Source organism: Xanthomonas sp. LMG 8993, assembly GCF_009835065.2.
GTDB classification, from domain to species: Bacteria; Pseudomonadota; Gammaproteobacteria; order Xanthomonadales; family Xanthomonadaceae; genus Xanthomonas; species Xanthomonas arboricola.
The window spans coordinates 635,488-654,034 of sequence record NZ_QVIF02000002.1 but is presented as its reverse complement, the minus strand read 5'-3'; the positions used below and the strand labels follow the sequence as shown (position 1 = coordinate 654,034).

At 66.6% G+C, this 18,547-nt stretch carries 16 protein-coding genes; 4 read left to right on the top strand and 12 right to left on the bottom strand.

Annotated elements, in window-relative coordinates; all coding sequences use genetic code 11:
* Position 1 precedes the first annotated feature (1 nt).
* The 3 genes from DYQ94_RS05950 to DYQ94_RS05940 form a co-directional block, all read right to left on the bottom strand.
* Positions 2–952, bottom strand: coding sequence for an FAD binding domain-containing protein (locus DYQ94_RS05950; RefSeq protein WP_104583108.1), 951 nt, complete (start codon positions 950–952; stop codon positions 2–4).
* Complete coding sequence (paoA, locus tag DYQ94_RS05945; RefSeq protein WP_024939376.1) at positions 949–1,599, bottom strand: aldehyde dehydrogenase iron-sulfur subunit PaoA; 651 nt, start codon at positions 1,597–1,599, stop codon at positions 949–951. Before paoA ends, DYQ94_RS05950 begins: the two co-directional genes overlap by 4 nt.
* Positions 1,600–2,149: 550 nt before the next feature.
* Positions 2,150–3,157, bottom strand: coding sequence for a zinc-dependent alcohol dehydrogenase family protein (locus DYQ94_RS05940; RefSeq protein ID WP_126965885.1), 1,008 nt, complete (start codon positions 3,155–3,157; stop codon positions 2,150–2,152).
* 272 nt (positions 3,158–3,429) lie between these two features.
* On the opposite strand from DYQ94_RS05940, the gene DYQ94_RS05935 reads away from it, so the two are divergent.
* Positions 3,430–4,935 carry a sensor domain-containing diguanylate cyclase gene (locus DYQ94_RS05935; protein ID WP_184429062.1) on the top strand — a complete coding sequence of 502 codons (1,506 nt, stop codon included), beginning with the start codon at positions 3,430–3,432 and terminating at the stop codon, positions 4,933–4,935.
* Positions 4,936–5,245: 310 nt separating this feature from the next.
* On the opposite strand, the gene DYQ94_RS05930 is transcribed toward DYQ94_RS05935, so the two are convergent.
* Positions 5,246–5,767: a single-stranded DNA-binding protein gene (locus DYQ94_RS05930; RefSeq protein WP_024939378.1), complete on the bottom strand. Its 522-nt coding sequence runs from the start codon at positions 5,765–5,767 to the stop codon at positions 5,246–5,248.
* Between the two features lie 273 nt (positions 5,768–6,040).
* On the opposite strand from DYQ94_RS05930, the gene DYQ94_RS05925 reads away from it, so the two are divergent.
* Entirely contained in the window at positions 6,041–7,039 is a 999-nt protein-coding gene (locus DYQ94_RS05925; protein ID WP_016902370.1) for a polyprenyl synthetase family protein, read from the top strand.
* 270 nt (positions 7,040–7,309) lie between these two features.
* Here DYQ94_RS05925 and DYQ94_RS05920 read toward each other — a convergent pair whose 3' ends face one another.
* The 5 genes from DYQ94_RS05920 to DYQ94_RS05900 form a co-directional block, all read right to left on the bottom strand.
* Positions 7,310–8,110, bottom strand: coding sequence for a dienelactone hydrolase family protein (locus tag DYQ94_RS05920; protein ID WP_160954509.1), 801 nt, complete (start codon positions 8,108–8,110; stop codon positions 7,310–7,312).
* Positions 8,111–8,268: 158 nt separating this feature from the next.
* Positions 8,269–9,678 (bottom strand): UDP-N-acetylmuramoyl-L-alanine--D-glutamate ligase, encoded by a 1,410-nt coding sequence (gene murD, locus DYQ94_RS05915; protein ID WP_126965883.1) that lies wholly within the window; start codon positions 9,676–9,678, stop codon positions 8,269–8,271.
* Positions 9,659–11,014 carry a UDP-N-acetyl-alpha-D-muramoyl-L-alanyl-L-glutamate epimerase gene (murL, locus tag DYQ94_RS05910; RefSeq protein WP_126965882.1) on the bottom strand — a complete coding sequence of 452 codons (1,356 nt, stop codon included), beginning with the start codon at positions 11,012–11,014 and terminating at the stop codon, positions 9,659–9,661. Before murL ends, murD begins: the two co-directional genes overlap by 20 nt.
* A complete protein-coding gene (locus tag DYQ94_RS05905; RefSeq protein WP_039813229.1) occupies positions 11,011–11,469 on the bottom strand; it encodes a membrane protein in 459 nt (152 codons plus the stop codon). Before DYQ94_RS05905 ends, murL begins: the two co-directional genes overlap by 4 nt.
* Positions 11,453–14,062 (bottom strand): bifunctional aspartate kinase/diaminopimelate decarboxylase, encoded by a 2,610-nt coding sequence (locus tag DYQ94_RS05900; protein ID WP_126965880.1) that lies wholly within the window; start codon positions 14,060–14,062, stop codon positions 11,453–11,455. Before DYQ94_RS05900 ends, DYQ94_RS05905 begins: the two co-directional genes overlap by 17 nt.
* A 184-nt stretch (positions 14,063–14,246) precedes the next feature.
* On the opposite strand from DYQ94_RS05900, the gene DYQ94_RS05895 reads away from it, so the two are divergent.
* Positions 14,247–15,125 (top strand): PhzF family protein, encoded by an 879-nt coding sequence (locus DYQ94_RS05895; RefSeq protein WP_016902364.1) that lies wholly within the window; start codon positions 14,247–14,249, stop codon positions 15,123–15,125.
* A 31-nt stretch (positions 15,126–15,156) separates the two neighbouring features.
* Positions 15,157–16,038, top strand: coding sequence for a PhzF family protein (locus tag DYQ94_RS05890; protein ID WP_126965879.1), 882 nt, complete (start codon positions 15,157–15,159; stop codon positions 16,036–16,038).
* 127 nt (positions 16,039–16,165) lie between these two features.
* On the opposite strand, the gene DYQ94_RS05885 is transcribed toward DYQ94_RS05890, so the two are convergent.
* The 3 genes from DYQ94_RS05885 to DYQ94_RS05875 all read right to left on the bottom strand — a co-directional run bounded on the left by DYQ94_RS05885 (position 16,166) and on the right by DYQ94_RS05875 (position 18,546).
* Entirely contained in the window at positions 16,166–16,762 is a 597-nt protein-coding gene (locus DYQ94_RS05885) for a glycine zipper 2TM domain-containing protein (protein ID WP_024939386.1), read from the bottom strand.
* Between the two features lie 144 nt (positions 16,763–16,906).
* Complete coding sequence (locus DYQ94_RS05880) at positions 16,907–17,347, bottom strand: OsmC family protein (RefSeq protein ID WP_126965878.1); 441 nt, start codon at positions 17,345–17,347, stop codon at positions 16,907–16,909.
* A gap of 251 nt (positions 17,348–17,598) precedes the next feature.
* The gene (locus DYQ94_RS05875; RefSeq protein WP_126965877.1) at positions 17,599–18,546 is read right to left on the bottom strand and encodes an aspartate carbamoyltransferase catalytic subunit; all 948 of its coding nucleotides are present in this window, start codon (positions 18,544–18,546) and stop codon (positions 17,599–17,601) included.
* Position 18,547 lies beyond the last annotated feature (1 nt).

Genomic DNA, 18,547 nt, shown 5'->3' with positions numbered 1-18,547 from the left:
ATCAGGCCCTCGTGTCGGCCAGGATCGCGGTCAAGGTGCGCTCAACCAGCGGCAGCTTGAAGGCGTTGTGTTCGGTGGGTTGTGCGCCGTCGAGCAGCACGGAGGCAATCGCACGCGCGCCCTGGCGCGACTGTGCTTCGGCCGCCTCGCTGCGCCACGGCTTGTGGGCGACACCGCCGACGCCGACACGCACGCTGCCATCGCGTTGCACGACCGCCGCAACCGACACCAGGGCGAATGCGTAGGAGGCGCGATCGCGCACCTTGCGGTAGACATGCGTGCCGCCGAGCGGCTTGGGCAGGCTCACCGCGGTGATCAGCTCGCCGCGTTCCAGCACGGTTTCCAGATGCGGCGTCTTGCCAGGCGCACGGTAGAACTCGGACAACGGCACCGCACGCGTCTGTCCATCCGGACGCACCGTTTCGACCACCGCATCCAGCACGCGCATGGCGATGGCCATATCGCTGGGATGGGTGGCGATGCACTCTTCGCTCACGCCGATCACCGCCAGCTGCCGGTTGAAGCCACCGATCGCCGCGCAACCGCTGCCCGGCAGGCGCTTGTTGCATGGCTGGTTGGTGTCGTAGAAATACGGGCAACGCGTACGTTGCAGCAGATTGCCTGCGGTGGTGGCGCGGTTGCGCAGTTGCCCCGACGCACCTGCCAGCAATGCACGCGACAGCACGGCGTAATCGCGACGCACACGGGCATCCGCTGCCAGCTCGGTATTGCGCACCAGGGCGCCAATGCGCAGGCCGCCATCGGGTGTTTCCTCGATGGTATCCAGGCTCAACCCGTTGACATCGATCAGGTGCGAGGGCGTCTCGATCTGCAGTTTCATCAGATCGAGCAGGTTTGTGCCGCCGGCGATGAACTTGGCACCCGGCTGGCGCGCCGCCTTGGCCGCAGCGTCGGCGGGCGAAGTCGCACGCTCGTAGCTAAACGCCTTCATGCGCGCTCTCCCGCGACATCATTGATCGCATCGACGATGTTGGAATACGCACCGCAGCGGCAGATGTTGCCACTCATGCGCTCCTGCAATTCCGGCGTGGTGAGCCTGGTCTTGGCAGTCAGATCGTCGGTGACATGGCTGGGAATGCCGCGCTTGACTTCGTCCAGCACCGCCACCGCCGAACAGATCTGCCCGGGCGTGCAATAGCCGCACTGATATCCATCGTGCTTGACGAAGGCCGCCTGCATCGGATGCAGCTTGTCCGGCGTGCCCAGGCCTTCGATGGTGGTGATCTTGCCGCCCTGATGCATCACCGCCAGCGACAGGCAGGAATTCATCCGCTGCCCATCGACGATCACGGTGCAGGCACCGCATTGGCCATGATCGCAGCCTTTCTTGGTACCGGTCAGATGCAGGTGTTCGCGCAGTGCATCCAGCAAGGTGGTGCGATTGTCCAGGGTCAGCGTCACCGGCTTGCCGTTGACTTCGAATGCGACCTGGCTCGATGCGTTGGCAGGCTCGACTGCCTGCCGCTGCGACATCGCATTGGCTGCAGTGGCGGCCATCGACTGGGTTGCGGCAACGCTGGCTGCCGACGCCGTGCCAGCGATCAGTACCTCGCGACGGGTCATCTTGATATCTCTCATGGCTGGCATCTCCAACAATGCTGGCTTATACAGTTCTTAAATAATGTGCAGCGCGGCCGGTCACAATCGCGTGAGCATGCGGCGAGTGCGTGCGGGCGCGAATCGGCGGTATGGCCCGATTCTAGAGGCGCTGCAGGCGGGCATTGACGGCATGGACTGCATGCGCCTATGAAACGCGCTCATCATTGTTGGAGTGGGTTGCGTACTCGCTGCACGACACTCGTGTGTGCTGCTGGCAGCTCGCGTTTTGCAGCGCGCCCCAGGTTCTTGAAATGGTTCGGGACCTTTCCATGTGCTGACAACGACGATGTCATCTGCGTCTGCGCGCGTGCTTCCATCTACACGCCGCGGTGCTCCATTGCATCCGGATACGCTGCATTGAGAACATCCGGACACGAACGACCGCTCTTGAGCGGCGGCCAGCGCGTGGCGATCGGCCGTCAGGCGAGTGTGGATAGCGTGGAATTGCAGTGTGTGTGGGTGATCCATTCCGATCCCACACAGCGGCCGCGCCCGCCTGACGGCAAGCGCGGCACGTCTTCAACCGCTCCTAGAATTCCAGCACGATCTTGCCCAGATGGCCGCCTGCCTGCTGCAGCGCGAAGGCGTCGGCGATATCGTCGAGCGCGAAGGCGCGATCGATCACCGGCCGCAGCGGCAAGGCATCCAGTGCACGCACCAGCTGCTGTTGATGCGTGCGACTGCCGACCACCAGCCCCTGGAGGCGCTGCTGCCGGCCCATCATTTCCGCGGTCGGCACCGGGCCTGCGGCACCGGTCAACACGCCGATCAAGGCGATATGCCCGCCGACCCGTGCAGCGCGGATCGATTGCGCCAACGTGCCCGGCCCACCGACCTCGACCACGTGATCCACGCCACGGCCGTTGGTGATCTCCAGCACCTGCGCCGACCACTCGGCATGCTGCCGATAATTGATGACATGGTCTGCGCCCAACGCGCGCGCCTTGGCCAGTTTCTCGTCGGACGACGATGTCGCGATGACGGTGGCACCCATCGCCTTGGCGAACTGCAATGCAAAGATCGACACACCGCCGGTGCCGAGCACCAGCACGCTGTCGCCGGCCTTGAGTCCGCCGTTGACCACCAGAGCGCGCCATGCGGTAACGCCGGCCGTGGTCAGGGTCGCCGCTTCGGCATGGCTGTAGCCGGCCGGGGCGTGTGTGAACGCATGGGCGGCGGCCACCACCGCAGAGCGTGCATAGCCATCGACGCCATCGCCGGGCGTGGTGGCAAAGCCGGCATGCAGCGGCTCGCCATCCAGCCACTCGGGGAAGAAGGTGGACACCACCTGATCGCCAACGGCGAACTCATCCACTTCCGGCCCGATGGCCTCGACCACGCCGGCACCGTCGGACATGGGGATACGGCCGTCAGCGGTCGGCATCTGCCCTGACACCACGCCAAGGTCATGGAAATTCAACGAGCTTGCATGCAGCCGCACCCTGATCTGACCGCGTGCCGGCTGCCCGGGGTCGGGCAAGGCAACACCATGTAATGCATTCAGGCCTGCAGGCTGAGCTAAACGAATCGCGCGCATGGGGCGCTCCTTGCTGTGATCGATCTTCGGGATAACACGCCGGGCGTTATCCGCATGCAGTCGAGCTGGCTTTGGAATCTGTTCTGGGCTCGCGATTTCGTAGCAGCATCGAGCGCGTAACGACAGCAGGCTGGACAGCAACGCAGTCGCATACCGGGCGAGCTGCCGTGCAACGCATGAGGCATCAATCACAGATCGGCATTGCGCCTCACGATGCAAACGATTCCACCCAGCGCCCACGGCTAAGCTGGCACGGCGGTTGCAACGTTCTGATGTCCAGACAGGTAACTCCCGTGACATCACCCGGCAAGCGGCGACGGCAACGAGCACAACGCATCGCTCTGCACTTCGTGCTGGGCATTTCGTGCCTGTTGCTGCTTGGTTCGGAATACTGGTCCATCCACGACGAGCGCGCGAGTGCGCTGCATACCGCCGAAGCGCAATCGTTGAACCTCGCCAATTCGCTGGCGCAGCATGCCAGCGATACCCTGACGATCGCCGATGCCGTGCTGTCGGGACTGGTGTCGCGGGTGGAGCACGACCAGGGCTCGGCCAGTGCGGGACCGGTTATGCATGACTTCCTGGTGCATGAAGCGCGTCGCTCGGACCGGCTGCATGGCATTTTCATCTATGCGGCCGACGGCAGCTGGGTAAGTTCGTCACTGGACAGCACGCCCAGGAAGCACAACAACGCCGATCGCGCCTATTTCAAATATCACCGCGACCATCGCGACGCCTTGTCGCTGGTCGGGCCGCCGGTGCAGAGTCGCTCCGATGGCAGTTGGGTGCTCACCTTGAGCCGGCGCCTCAATACCCCCCGCGGCGAATTTGCCGGCGTGGTCCTGGTCACGCTGCAACTGAAGTATTTCCAGAACTACTACAGCACCTTCGAGGTCGGTCCGAACGGCACCATCGGCATGACCAATGACGACGGCATCGTGCTGGTGCGCCGGCCCGACAAACCGGGCGTGATCGGCACCTCGATCGCAGGCACTTCGATCTACGTCACCATGCGTGCGCGCAGGCATGGCACGGCCACCTATCGTTCGCCGATCGACGGCGTGGAGCGCATTTCCAGCTTTGCGCCAGCGCAGGCCTATCCATTGACCGTATTGACCGGGGTCGCCGTCGATGACGCGTTGGCCAACTGGCGGCAATCCGCACGCCAGCGAATCCTGATCGCCGCCCTGGGATGCGTATTGTTGTTGGGCGTCGGTATCTGGCTGGATCTGCAACTGCGCCGCATGCATCGCAACGAGGACAAACTCAGCTCCGAAGCCTGGATGGATGCACTCACCGGCATTGCCAACCGCCGTGCGTTCGACCACCGGCTCTCGCGTGCCTTGCAGCAGGCTGTGCATCGACAGGCGCCGCTGTCGGTGCTGATGATCGATGTCGATCATTTCAAGCTCTATAACGACACCTATGGCCACGTCAACGGTGACGCCTGCCTGCGCCTGGTCGCGCGCGCGATTGCCGGTTGCTCACGGCGCAGCGAAGACATTGCCGCGCGCTACGGCGGCGAAGAGTTCGGCATGATCCTGCCGCAGACAGATGCCGCCGGCGCACTGCGGCTGGCCGACGCAATTCGCAGCGCCGTCGCCGGGCTCGGGCTGATGCACCTGTCCAGCCCGACCAGCGCACACGTCACCGTCAGCGTCGGCGTAGCGACGTTCGAACCGGGCGAAACGCCACGCACCCCGGATGCCTTCGTGCACGACGCCGACTCGGCGTTATATCGCGCCAAGCAGAACGGCCGCGACCGGACGTCGGCGTAGCGCACCTGGCAGTAAAAACTGCGCGCAACGCCAGGTGGGCGCGGCCCATGTCCGGAATCGGCATGTGTCAGGCAGACATTCCATGGGTGTTGGGTGTGCGGCGTTCTCAGCCACCTGGCGATTGCGCGCGAGGTGCTGTTAGCCACGCTTGGTGGACAGGTCAGTGGCGCCGTCGTACTGGTCGGGCAACCTGCGCGTCCAGGGCGCTTCGGATCGGAACAGCACGGCCCGCGTCGATGCAACAGCGGCCAGCAAGCAAAAGGCCCGCACGATGCGGGCCTTTTGAATGACAACCAAGGCTGGCTACCGATCAGAACGGGATATCGTCGTCGGCAAAATCGTCCATCGGCGGTGCCGACTGCTGCTGGGCCGGCTGCTGACGACGCGGGGCATAATCCTGACCGCCGCCCTGACCACCACCGCCACCACCTTGCTGCTGGCGCGGCGCCTGGCTGCGCTGCGGGCGATCGCCGCCCATGCCACCACCACCGCCTTCGCCACGGCCGCCGAGCATCTGCATCTCATTGGCGACGATGTCGGTGCTGTACTTCTCCACGCCGTCCTGGCCGGTGTACTTGTCGTAACGCAGCTCGCCTTCGACATACACCTGCGAGCCCTTGCGCAGGTACTCGCCGGCGATCTCGCCCAGCTTGCCGAAGAACACCACGCGGTGCCACTCGGTGCGCTCCTGGTTGTTGCCATCGCGGTCCTTGCGCATGCTGGTGGTGGCCAGACTCACGCGCGTGATCGCCATGCCGGCCTGGGTGTACTTGGTGTCGGGATCGTTGCCGAGGTTGCCGACGAGGATGACTTTGTTGATGCCGCGGGCCATAGATGCTTCCGAGATGATGCGCCGGCGCCAGTGGGCGCGGCGGTGAATGTCTTGGTGCTAATGTTACCGCACCTGCCGGCCACGGTCCCGGCGGATCGCCGCAGCGCCGGGCCGGGAAATGCCGCGCCGGCAGGTCGGAATCCGGACGCTCCCGGACAGGCCCGACGCTGGCGCCGCAAGGGTTTGCGGCCACGCTGGAGGCCGTCGGACACGGCCAGCGGGACGGATCTGGCCCAGACACCTATAATCGGCGCACATCACGAACGCCTGCGCATGACCATCGCCGAAGACCTCCCCACCGTCCTGGGCCTGCCCCAGATCCAGTCCCTCGCCGCGCCCGACATGGCCGCGGTCGATGCGCTGATCCGCCGCCGTCTGGCCTCGGATGTCGTGCTGATCAACCAGATCGCCGATCACATCATCTCCGCCGGCGGCAAACGCCTGCGTCCGATGCTGGTGATGCTGGCCGGCCACGCCGCTGGCGGCTCCGGCCCGGAGCACCATCAACTGGCGGCGATCATCGAGTTCATCCACACCTCCACATTGCTGCACGACGACGTGGTGGACGAATCGGACCTGCGCCGCGGGCGCAGCACCGCCAATGCGCTGTGGGGCAACGCGCCCAGCGTGCTGGTCGGCGATTTCCTGTATTCGCGCAGCTTCCAGTTGATGGTGGAGCTGGATCGCATGGAAGTCATGCAGATCCTGGCCGACACCACCAACCGCATCGCCGAAGGCGAGGTGCTGCAGCTGCTGCACGTGCACAACCCCGACACCGACGAAGCCGCCTACCTGCGCGTGATCGAGCGCAAGACCGCGGTGCTGTTTGCCGCCGGCACCCGCCTGGGCGCGCTGGCCTCGGGCGCGGATGCGCAGGTGCAGCAGCGCCTGTACGACTACGGCATGCAGTTGGGCTTTGCCTTCCAGATTGCCGATGACGTGCTCGACTACGCTGCCGACGCCGCGGACCTGGGTAAGAACCTGGGCGACGACCTGGCCGAAGGCAAGGCGACCCTGCCGCTGATCCACGCCATGGCGCACTCGGATGCGGGCACCCGGGAGCGCCTGCGCCAGATCGTCGAACAAGGCGATGCGAGCGCAATGCCCGAAGTGCTGGCGGCGATTCATGCCACCGGCGGCCTGGATTACAGCCGCCAGCGTGCCGCCGAATATGCCGCCGCTGCCGAACAGGCGCTGGACACGTTGCCGCCCAGCCCCGCAGTTGCGGCATTGCGCGGCCTGGCGCGGTATGCGGTGCAACGCACGCATTGAGCCGGGCGGCGGCAGGTTCGCCTGCCGCGCTCACTGAACGGGCTGACAGCCGACGGTCACCCTCGCCTTTCCGGCGGAAACGCTGCCGCAACCCATGCCAGGGTTGCGGCGCCTTGTCACACGGCCTCTGAACGCGTCACACACCGATGCTGCGTGCGCCATCCGATCCATGTCCGGGATCGGCACCCCACTCCGGCACCGCATGTCTGCGCGCCATCTGCCACACCCGACGACCGCCAGTGCGGCGGTCAGCCGCCTCTGGCCACCTTGTCAATCGCCAAAGCGTTCGGCGAAGAAATCGCCGAGCATGCGGTAGGCACGTTTCGCCGCACGCGGGTTGTACAGGCAGCCTGGCGGGCTGTTGGCATCGGCTTCGGCAAAGCAATGCACCGCGCCGCTGAAATTGACGAACTGCCAGTCCGCGCCGGCCGCATTCATCTCGGTTTCGAAGGCGGCGATGTCCGCCTTGCTCACGCTCTTGTCGTCGGCGCCATTGAGCACCAGCAGCGGCGTCCTGGCCGAGCCGGCCGCCGCCGGGCTGGGGGTGGCGATGCCACCGTGCAGGCTGACCACACCGGCCAGTTGCGCACCGGCGCGCACCAGCTCCAGCACCGTGGTGCCGCCGAAGCAGAACCCCACCGCACCGATGCGCGATGCATCCAGCGGCGCCTTGCCGGCCTGCGCCTTGAGCACATCCACTGCTTTCAGCGCGCGGGCGCGCAGCGTCGGCGGGTCCTTCTTCAGCGCACCGGCAAACTGCCCGGCCTCACTGTCGTTGGCCGGACGCTTGCCCTTGCCGTAGACGTCGGCAACCAGCACCACATAGTCGTCGCCGGCCAGTTGCTTGGCCTTGGTGACCGCCGAATCGTTGACCCCGCGCCAGTTCGGCACCATCACCAGCCCTGGGCGCTTGGCGGCACCGGCGTCGTCGTAGACCAGCACGCCGCTGAAGGTGTCCTTGCCGACCGTCCATTCCAGCGGTTTGGCCTGCATCGCTGCGGCGGCGGGCAACGCCAGCGACGCCAAGACACCGAACAACCCAACGCCACGCCATCTCCATTGCTTGTGCATGTGCCTGCTCCCGGGAAGGTCCGGCGAGTGTAGGCGCTGCCGCCGTGCACACCGGGTCAGCGTGGACGCCGACGGACCGATCGCGTCGGCGTTCTGCCACGGCCGTCGAAAAACCCGGGGCGGATGGCGCCGTCGCTCCGCGTGCGAGCAACGCAGCGCTACTGCACGCCCAAGCCGGGAATCGCGCTGATCGCCGCCGGATCGAACCCGGCCAGCTGGGCGAAATGGCGGCCGCGCGCGACGTAGTCGCTATAGGCGCCGAAGCTGGGCGCACCCGGCGACAGCAGCACCACGCCGCCCTGCTCGCCCAGCGCCTGGCGCGCCAGCCGCACCGCGTGCTCCAGGTCGTCGGCAGCATGCAGGCCGAAGCGGCCGCTTACGGCCAGCGGCGCCAGCAACGCATGGATCCGCGGCCCGTTCGCGCCCATGGTGACGATTTCCAGCGGCGCCTGCTGCGCCATCTGCGCGGCAAAATCCTGCCAGTCCAACCCGCGATCGTGGCCACCGACCAGCAAGGCCACACGACGTTGCGCAAAGCAGGCCAGCGCCGCCAGTGAGGCATGCGGGGTGGTGCTGATGGAGTCGTTGACGTAGCTGATGCCGCCCACGCTGCCGAGCAACTGCAGGCGGTTCGGCAGCGGGCGGAAGCTCGCTGCGGCCGGTGCCAGCGCCGCCGCATCCAGCCCCAGGGCTTCCAGCGCTGCCAGCACCGCGCACAGGTTGCGCCGATTGTGTTCGCCGGGCAGCGGCACGTTGGCGGTGTCGAACACCGGCTGCTCGCCGCGATACACCACATCGCCGCGCAGGTGCCAGCCATCGGGATGGTTGAACCAGCGCACCTCGCTGTCGGGCAACTGCAGTTGGGTCAGATGCGGATCGGCAGCATTGAGCAAGGCAATGCGCGGGCGGCCTTCGGTGACCAGCGCCAGCTTGTCGCGCACGTAGCGCGCCTCGTCGCCATGCCAGTCCAGATGCTCGGGAAACAGGTTCAGCACCAGCGCCAATTCCGGACGCGCGCCGCTGCGCCCCACTTCGCCGGTCTGATAGCTGGACAGCTCGATCGCCCAATAGCCCGGCGCCGGTTGCGGCGCCTGCACTTCCAGCAAGGGTTGGCCGATATTGCCGACCAGGGCGGTGCGATGGCCGGCCGCGCGCAGCAGATGCGCCAGCAGCGCGGTGGTGGTGCTCTTGCCCTTGGTGCCGGTGACGCAGATGGCGCCAGGCACATAGCCGTCAGGCTGCGCATGCTCGGCAAACCACAACGCAGTGCCGCCGATGAATTGCGTGCCGTTCTCGGTTGCGGCGGTGTGCGCCTCGGGACGATACGGGCTGATGCCGGGCGATTTCACCACCACATCGAACCGGCCCAGCGCCTGCGCGCTGGCGTCGGTTTCCACATGCAACGCAGCATCGGCCAGCGTCTCGAGCTCGCGCGCTTCGTCGGCGTTGCAGAACACCGTCAGCGATTGGCCGGGCAACGCGGCGCGCAGTGCGCGGTACGCGGCGCGTCCTTCGCGCCCCCAGCCCCATAACGCAACCGCCTTGCCCTCAAGCTGCGAAATTCGCACGCACGCGCTCCCACAGCGCCGACGGAATCCGGTGTTCGCCGTCGATCGCCAGCAACGGCTCCAGCTGCAGCGCCTGCTGGTCCAGCTGCGGCTGGATCTCGCGGATGAAACGCAGCACCAGCGCGTCTTCCTTCCATTCGGCACGGCTGGCCAGCACCGCCATCGCCGCGCGCGATTCGCGGCCTTCACCGACGCATTCGAACGGCTTGTGGTCCTGGAATTCCAGCAGCGCATCGTAGCCGCCGGCCTGGGTTGCGTCGTCGAGCAGATTGCGTCCGAAGATCTTGACCAGCCGCGTCTTGGGCATGAACGGTGCCAATGCCAGGAACACGAAATGGCACTTCGGGCAGACCCCGCACCAGCGATGCACCGGGCGCTCGCCCATGATGTGGAAGTTGCGGTTGCAGCTGGAAAAATGCGCGTCGTAGTGATCGGTCTTGGCGAACTGGCGCGCCACCGCCAGCTCCGACAACGGCCGCAGCAACGAGTAGTACCGTAGGTCGGCCGCCACGTGCCGCTGCACGTAATCGCCGAACGCCTGCTCGAACGCCCAGCCCTTGGACCATTGGTGATTGACCTCGCCGGTGCCGGGAATCTGGCTGCCGTAACTGGCCGAACGCTCGTTGGAAAACACCACCTGGTCCACGCCATTGAGCAAGGCCGACAACACCAGGATGGCCGAGTTCACCGCAGTGACCGGGATATGCCCGTTCCAGGCGCCCTGGCGATTGAGCTCGAACAATTCCGTCGCCAGCACGCGGCCGATATTGAGCACCGGCAGACCGGTGCGCTCGGCGCAGGCCCGGATCAGCTGCGAGCCGCCGATCCAGCTGACGGTCTGGTCGACACCGGCATGCCGCAGCGCTTCGATGCTGACCAGCGAATCCTTGCCGCCACCGATCGCAACCAGGGCGTGCTCGCGCAGGCCCAGCGCCGGCGCATCGCCGGCAGCCGGTGCCGTTACCGGCAAGTGGATCTTGCCGTGCAGGTTCAAGCCATTGCGATAGGCGAACTCGCCCAGGCCGTGCAGGTAGACGCTCTCCACCAGCGCAGCGGTATCGGCATCGATGCTGTAGCTGTCAATGGCAATGGTCGGCGGCACTGCGGCCTTGTAGTAACTCACGCCCGCAATGAGGTGCAGCAACTGCAAGGCCTGTTGCACGGCGGCGGCACGCGCGCCGTCCAGCACGAATGGCGCGCCGGGCACGGCAACGGTTTCCACAAGTTCCGGCCCCTGATCGAAGGCATACACCAGCGTCGCCACGCCGGTCTGCGCGTCGAGTGCGCAACGCACGAAACGGAAGGTGGAAATCTGGTGTTTGTCGAAAGCGCTCATGGACTACCTGCAGGAACACGTACGCGACGCAGATAACGCCGGCACAGGACATATTCAATCATGGAAAACGGCACCGCAGCCCACAGCAGCGGCAGGCAACCGAACAGCACCGCCAGCAACAGCACATCTGGACGTGCAGCCGTGGCATCGCCGGACACCGCGAAGGCGATGGCGAGATACAGCGCCACCACCGGCACATAACTCAGCGCGCTCAACAGCACCGTGCGCACCGCCATCCCGCCACTGCGACGCGTGGGACCCCGCGCATCGCGCCGACGTTGCCAACGCCCGGCCAACCAAGCGCCGATACCGGCGGCGACCAGCGCGGGCAGCGCCCATTTGAAGGTGTCGCTCCATGGCATGCCCAGGCTCAGTTGCTGCAGCGCGGTGGCGAACACGATCGCAGCACCACCGGCCAGCGTACTGAGTGCAATGAACTCAGCCTGCGGGCGCATCGATCACCTCTTCGCGCGGCAATTCACGCTGGTTGTAAGTGCTGGCCATCGAGTAGCCGTAGGCACCGGCATCGGCCAGCAGCATCACATCGCCCGGCGCGGTGGCGGCAGGCAGACGACGGCGCTTGCCGAACACATCGGAGGATTCGCAGATCGGCCCGACGATATCGAAGCTGCCATCGGCCGGCGCATCGAGCTGGCTGAGGTTTTCGATGTCGTGCCAAGCGTCGTACAGCGCGGGGCGGATCAGCGTGTTCATGCCTGCATCCAGGCCCACGCGCTGCACGCCGTCCTTCTCGATCACCTGGGTCACCTGCGCCAGCAGCACGCCGGCTTCGGCCACCAAGTAGCGGCCCGGCTCGATCGCCAGCCGGTAGCCCGGATGCACCGCCTTGACCTCGGCCAGGCCCTTGGCCCACAGCTCCAGATCGAACGGTTCGTCTTCGGCGCTGTACGGAATCGGCAGGCCGCCACCGATATCGATGGTCTCCACCGTGCCGATGCGGCGCGCGAAGCCGGCCAGTTCGTCGTACATCATGCGCCAGTGTTCGCCGGTCTCCACGCCACTGCCCAGGTGCGCATGCACGCCGGTGATGGTGACCTCCAGCGTGCGCGCCACTTCCACGAACTCATCCACGCGCGTGGACGACAAGCCGAACTTGGACGCCTTGCCGCCGGTGTTGACCTTCTCGTGATGGCCATCGCCATGCCCCAGGTCGATGCGCAGCCACACGTTGCGGCCACGGAACACCTCCGGCCAGCGCCGCAATGCTTCGACGTTGTCCACGGTGACGGTCACGCCCAGCGCAAATCCCGCTTCGTATTCGGCCTTGGGCGCGAAACTCGGGGTGAACAGCACGCGCCGCGGCGACAGCTCGGGCAAGGTATCGAACACGCGGCGCAGCTCGCCGTGCGAAACGCATTCCAACCCGAACCCGGCCTGTTCCAGCGCCATCAGGATCGCCGGATGCGCATTGGCCTTGATCGCGTAATAGCGCTGATCCACCGCCGCGATCTGCGCCAGCGCCTGCGCCCGCGCACGCACCGTGGGCAGGTGATAGACGTAACGCGGCGTGCCGGCCTTGGACAGTGTCAGCAGGTGCGCGCGCTCGGCATGCCACCACGGCGTGGGCCGCGGGCGCACCGAGCCGATGATCTCGCGCCAGCGCGGCCCGAACACCTCGCCTTCGCTCACCGGCATCGCACCGCTGTCGATCAATTCCGCATGCAGGATCGGCAGCAGGCCATCGGCATCGGCTTCGTCGATGACGAAGGTCAGATTCAAGTCGTTGGACGACTGCGAGATCATGTGCACGCGCTCCTGCCCGAACGTGGCCCACACGTCGGAGAGCTTGTGCAGCAGCGAGCGCATGCCGCGCCCGACCAGGGTGATCGCCGCACACGGCACGATGATCTTGACCTTGCAGATCTGCGACAGATCGGCCGACAACGCCGCCAGCACATCGGTGTTGACCAGGTTCTCGGACGGGTCCAGCGACACGGTGACATTGGTCTCGGCCGAACCGATCAGGTCCACCGACAGGCCATGTTTCTTGAACAGGGTAAATACATCGGCCAGGAAGCCCACCTGCTGCCACATGCCGATGCCTTCCATCGACACCAGCACGATGCCGTTGCGCCGGCTGATCGCCTTGACGCCCGGCACCGGCTCGGCATTGCCGTCGATGCTGGTGCCGGGCAGATCGGGGCGCTCGGTATCCAGGATCGCCATCGGCACGCCGGAATCACGGCATGGCTTGATCGACCGCGGATGCAGCACCTTGGCACCGGTGGTGGCGATTTCCTGCGCCTCGTAATAGTCCAGGCGGGTCAGCAGCCGCGCGTCCGGCACGTCCTTGGGATTGGCGCTGAACATGCCGGGCACATCGGTCCAGATTTCCACCCGGCTGGCGCCGAGCAGCGCACCGAAATACGCCGCCGAGGTATCCGAACCGCCCCGCCCCAGGATCGCGGTGCCGCCATCGGCGTGCCGCGAAATGAAGCCCTGGGTGATCAACAGGCGCGTGGGCTGCGCATCGAAACGCACGCGCCAGTCGGCGTCGGACTGCCACTGGCAGGACACCGACAGACGCTTGGACCATTCGCTCTGATTGGGCTGCGGCGGCAGCGCCGACAGCCACTGGCGCGCATCCAGCCAGCCCATGTCCAGGCCGCTGGCATGCAGATACGCCGCACCGATGGTGGAAGACAGCAACTCGCCCTGCCCCAGCACCTCGGCCTGCCAGTCCAGCGTGCGGGTTGCCGCGCGCGCGTCGCCGATCAATGCATGCAGCGCGGCAAGGCGCTCGCCCAGCACTGCATCGGCATCCAGTTCCAGCTCGGCCAGGAACTCGCGATGACGCTGCTCCAGCGCCGCCACGCGCTGCGCGCTGTCGGCGGCGCCATCGGCAATCGCGGTGAGTTCGTTGGTCACGCCCGACAGTGCGGACACCACCACCAGCACGCGGCCGCCGGTCTCGTTGGCCCGTTTGCTCGCCAGTTTTCCAATCGTGTCCCAGCGATGACGACGCGACACCGAGGTGCCGCCGAACTTGAGGACGATCCAACGATCGGTAGAGTGGGGAGCTGACATGGAGATAGGCGTTTAGGATGAGGGGGAAGACGCCCGGTACGCCGGGCGGAACCTCCGATTCTACTGCCAATGCCGCCCGCATGACCCCGTGTACGGTCACAGCCTGCCGGCAGCCACGGCCATCACCGCAACGGTTTGCGCTGCAACCATCGACGCGCCTTCCATCAACCGAGATCCATGCCCCATGAGCAAGCACCGCTACCTGCAACTGGATGTGTTCGGCGGCCAGGACGGCCACGGCAATCCGTTGGGCGTGGTCCTCAACGCGCAGACGTTGTCGTCGGAGCAGATGCAGCAGATGGCCGCCTGGCTGAACCTGTCGGAGACGATCTTTTTCCTGCCGGTCAGCGCGCCCGATGCGGACTACCACATCCGTATCTTCACGCCACGCGCCGAGCTGCCGTTCGCCGGCCATCCCAGCGTCGGCGCTGCGTGGGCGGCGGCAACGCACGGGCTGGTGGCGTTCAAGCCCGACGGCCGGATGCGCCAGCAATGCGCAGCGGGCGTGCTGCCCGTAGAGGTAATCGACCGGCATGGCGCCCTGCTGGTGCGGCTGCGGGCACCGCGTGCGCAAGCAGTCGAAACCGGCGATGCGCATGTTGCGGCATTGCACGAGGCCTGCGCCGGCCTGCGCATGGCCGAACGCCCGGCCGCATTGTGGAACAACGGCCCCGGCTGGTGGCTGCTGGAACTGGCCGACGCGCAGGCGGTACGCCAGGCGCTGCCCGATCTGGCGGCGATCAGCCGCCTGACCCAGGCCAGCGCAGCCACCGGCCTGGCCATCTACGCCCCGCAGGCCAATGGCGATGCGGACCTGGTGGTACGCGCCTTCTGCCCCGCCGACGGCATCCCGGAAGATCCGGTCACCGGCAGCGCCAACGCCTGCATCGCCGCGCGCCTGCACGGCGAAGGCCGCGTGCCCGGTCAGGCGTCGCGCTATGTCGCCAGCCAGGGGCGCGAAGTCGGCCGCGACGGCCGTGTGCACGTGGAAGTGGATCACGAAGGCGAAGTCTGGATCGGCGGAACGACCAGGCAAGTGATCGAAGGCCGCATCGATTGGTAAGCTGCCGCGCCCTGTTCGCCGAGCTGCCACCATGACCACTCGCCGTTTTCTACAACTGGATGTGTTCTCCGCCCGCCCCGGCAGCGGCAACCCGCTGGCGGTGGTGCTGGATGCCCAAGGCCTGGACGATGCCGCGATGCAGGCCATCGCACGCTGGACCAAGCTGCCGGAAACCACCTTCGTGTTTGCGGCGCCGGATGCGCACAGCAGCTATCGGCTGCGGATGTTTTCCCCGCAAAAGGAAGTGCCGTTTGCCGGCCACCCTAGCGTCGGCACCGCCCACGCGGTGCTGGAAGCCGGCCTGGCCGCACCGGACGACGGCGTGCTGATCCAGGACGGCATCGCCGGCCAGCTGCCGCTGCGCGTGGAGCAGATCGCAGGCCACCGCAGCATCGCCATCCGCACCCCGCGCGCGCGCGCGGCCGAGCAGGTGGAGGCCGACGACCCGCGCCTGCGCGATGCGGTGCGCGGCTGGCCACTCGGCAGCCTGCCGCCCGCCTTGATGGACGGCGGCCGCACCTGGTGGGTGGTGGAACTGGTCAGCGAAGCGGCGCTGCGCGGCCTGCAGCCGGACTGGGACGCGATCGCCGCGCTGGCCGAATCCACCGGCAGCATGGGCGTGTTCGCCTATGCCCGCGCCGCAGCGCCCGGTGCCTACGATCTGGCGGTACGCGCCTTCGTCGGCAATGGCCGGCGCTTCGAAGATGCCGCCTCCGGCGCGGCCAATGCAGTGCTCGCCGCCTGGCTGGACAGCCGCCAGGCATTGCCGGGCAAGGAACGTCGCTACGTGGTCAGCCAGGGCCGCGAGATCGGCTTCGACGCCTTGCTGGAATTGCGCATCGATGCCAATGGCGATGTATGGTCTGGCGGCCAGGTGCAGACGGTGATCCGCGGCACGCTGGATTGGGCGTGATCGCGCCTGATCCCGCAGGCTGAAGAGTGCCTGCGCGGAAACAAGAAACGCTGCGGTCGCCCGCAGCGTTTTTTCATTCAACCGGCCGATGTCGATCGCCTGACCGCAGCGTGCGGCAGCGCGGCGGTCAGTCTGGGCGCACGTCCACGCGCACGCGGATGCGGTCGCCCGGGTTGTAGTCGCTACGCGTGTGATAGGTGCGGCCGGCGTATTCGTAGGTCACGTCGTAGCCATCGACACGATCGCGTTCGCGCCGGTAGGACACCGGCTCGCAGACGCTGACGTTGCCCTGATAGTTGCGATTATTGGCTTCGTAGATCGAGCGGCCCGCCGCGACGCCGGCCATGGTGCCGACCGCGGTGCCGACCAGGCGGCCATTGCCGCCACCGACCTGGCTACCAAGCACCGCACCGGCGATACCACCGATCACGCTGGCCACGCCACGGTTGGACACACCAGCCTGGCCATAGCTGCCGCCATCGCGGTAGTAGCCGTCGTTGCGGGTGTAGTAGCCATCGGCCGGGCGGTTGTAGCAGCGCTCGCTGCTGCGCTCGTTATACGAATCGGTCACGATGATCGGGTCCACGCGCACTACCCGCGCATATTCGTAGCGACCATCCTCATCGCTGCCACGTCCGTAGTAGCCGCTGTCATAGCGCTGCGCCGTTGCATTGCCTGCAACTGCCAGACCCATCACCAGAGCACCAAGCACAAGAGTTTTCATTGCGGCAGCTTCACAGGGAGGACACGCTGCCGATGCTCGGCCTGCGCCAGTGAAACCGCCCTGAACCAAACCGCCCTTGCAACGCCCTATTCAGGTCGCCGCCAGCTGCGTGCGCCGGCAGCCATCGCCGGCGCACGCAGGGAATCACGCCTGGTTGGAAAACTCGCTTTCCAGACTGATCGGCACAGCGCTCAGCGCCTTGGACACCGGGCAGTTCTTCTTCGCGGTGTCGGCCAGTTCGCGGAACTTGGCTTCGTCGATCCCCGGCACCACGGCCTTGAGCTTGAGACGGATCTGCGACAGCTGCGGGCCGCCTTCCATCGACAGATCCACGTCTGCGCGCGTCTCCAGCGAGGTCGGCGGAAAACCGGCTTCGCTCAGCTGTGCCGACAGTGCCATGGTGAAGCAGCCGGCGTGCGCGGCGGCAATCAGCTCTTCCGGGTTGGTGCCCTTCTCGTCGCCGAAGCGGCTGCTGAAGGCGTAGCGGGTCTTGTCCATCAGCCCGCTTTGCGGCGTGCTGAGCTGGCCCTTGCCGGTCTTGAGGTCGCCTTCCCAGTGAGCGGTGGCGTGACGCGAAATACCCATTGCGATCTCCTGCGATGAAAGGAGCGGCCACGATAGGCGAGTGGATGTTATGGCGTGGTGCCTGGATTCGGGATTCGGGATTCGGGATTCGGGGATTCGGGAATCGGGAATCGGGAATCGGGAATCGGGAATCGTAAGAGCAGGACGCGCGCGTCCTGATGGCAAGGGCTTTGCGAGCGTCTGCGCGAAGACGCTCGGCCGGCGGCGGCCGCGACCGCAGTGTGGGTGCGCGGTCGCGTCGCTGGGCTGGCTCAACCCAGCAGGGTTTCCAGTACGGCCATGCGCACCGCCACGCCGTTGGCGACCTGGCGCAGCACGCACGATTGCGCGCCGTCGGCGACTTCGTCGGTGATTTCCACGCCGCGGTTGATCGGGCCCGGATGCAGCACGGCAGCGTTGCGGCCGGCGCGTGCCAGGCGCTCGCGGGTCAGCCCATAGACGGCGTGGTATTGCTCCAGCGACGGCACCAGGCCTTCTTCCATGCGCTCGCGCTGCAGGCGCAGCATCATCAAGGCGTCGGCACCTTCCAGCATGGCGTCGAAGTCCTGGCCGACCACGCAACCATCCAGCATGTCGTCGTCGGGCAGCAGGCTGGCCGGACCGCAGACGCGGATCTCGCCGGCGCCCAGCGTGCGCAGTGCATGCAGGTCCGAGCGCGCAACGCGTGAGTGCTTCACGTCGCCGACAATCACCACCTTGAGCTTGGAGAAATCGGTGCCCTTGGCCTGGCGCAGGGTGAGCATGTCGAGCAGGCCCTGGGTGGGATGCGAACTGCGTCCGTCACCGGCGTTGATCAAGGCGGTGCCCTCGCCTGCGGCCGCGGCCAGCGCTTCCACCGCACCGTCGTCGGGATGGCGCACCACGAAGCCGCGTACGCCCATCGCCTCGAGATTCTTCAGCGTGTCGCGCGCGGTCTCGCCCTTGCGCGTGGACGAGGTGGAGGCATCGAAGTTGAGCACGTCCGCGCCCAGCCGCTGCGCAGCCAGATGAAACGAGCTGCGCGTGCGCGTGGACGGTTCAAAGAACAGCGTGCACACCGCGGTGCCGGCGAGCACGCTGCGCTTGCCCACGCGCCCCACCGCCGCATCGCGGATCTGGCCGGCACGATCGAGCAGCTGCAGCAGCGTGGTGCGCGGCAGTCCTTCCAGGGTGAGCAGGTGGCGCAGGCGTCCGTCCGAATCGAGTTGCATGGTGGTCATC

Coding starts and splice junctions, on each gene's coding strand:
- DYQ94_RS05950 (WP_104583108.1), bottom strand. CDS start 952: ATGAAGGCGTTTAGCTACGAGCGTGCGACTTCGCCCGCCGACGCTGCG.
- paoA (WP_024939376.1), bottom strand. CDS start 1,599: ATGAGAGATATCAAGATGACCCGTCGCGAGGTACTGATCGCTGGCACG.
- DYQ94_RS05940 (WP_126965885.1), bottom strand. CDS start 3,157: ATGCGCGCGATTCGTTTAGCTCAGCCTGCAGGCCTGAATGCATTACAT.
- DYQ94_RS05935 (WP_184429062.1), top strand. CDS start 3,430: ATGTCCAGACAGGTAACTCCCGTGACATCACCCGGCAAGCGGCGACGG.
- DYQ94_RS05930 (WP_024939378.1), bottom strand. CDS start 5,767: ATGGCCCGCGGCATCAACAAAGTCATCCTCGTCGGCAACCTCGGCAAC.
- DYQ94_RS05925 (WP_016902370.1), top strand. CDS start 6,041: ATGACCATCGCCGAAGACCTCCCCACCGTCCTGGGCCTGCCCCAGATC.
- DYQ94_RS05920 (WP_160954509.1), bottom strand. CDS start 8,110: ATGCACAAGCAATGGAGATGGCGTGGCGTTGGGTTGTTCGGTGTCTTG.
- murL (WP_126965882.1), bottom strand. CDS start 11,014: ATGAGCGCTTTCGACAAACACCAGATTTCCACCTTCCGTTTCGTGCGT.
- DYQ94_RS05905 (WP_039813229.1), bottom strand. CDS start 11,469: ATGCGCCCGCAGGCTGAGTTCATTGCACTCAGTACGCTGGCCGGTGGT.
- DYQ94_RS05900 (WP_126965880.1), bottom strand. CDS start 14,062: ATGTCAGCTCCCCACTCTACCGATCGTTGGATCGTCCTCAAGTTCGGC.
- DYQ94_RS05895 (WP_016902364.1), top strand. CDS start 14,247: ATGAGCAAGCACCGCTACCTGCAACTGGATGTGTTCGGCGGCCAGGAC.
- DYQ94_RS05890 (WP_126965879.1), top strand. CDS start 15,157: ATGACCACTCGCCGTTTTCTACAACTGGATGTGTTCTCCGCCCGCCCC.
- DYQ94_RS05885 (WP_024939386.1), bottom strand. CDS start 16,762: ATGAAAACTCTTGTGCTTGGTGCTCTGGTGATGGGTCTGGCAGTTGCA.
- DYQ94_RS05880 (WP_126965878.1), bottom strand. CDS start 17,347: ATGGGTATTTCGCGTCACGCCACCGCTCACTGGGAAGGCGACCTCAAG.
- DYQ94_RS05875 (WP_126965877.1), bottom strand. CDS start 18,546: ATGACCACCATGCAACTCGATTCGGACGGACGCCTGCGCCACCTGCTC.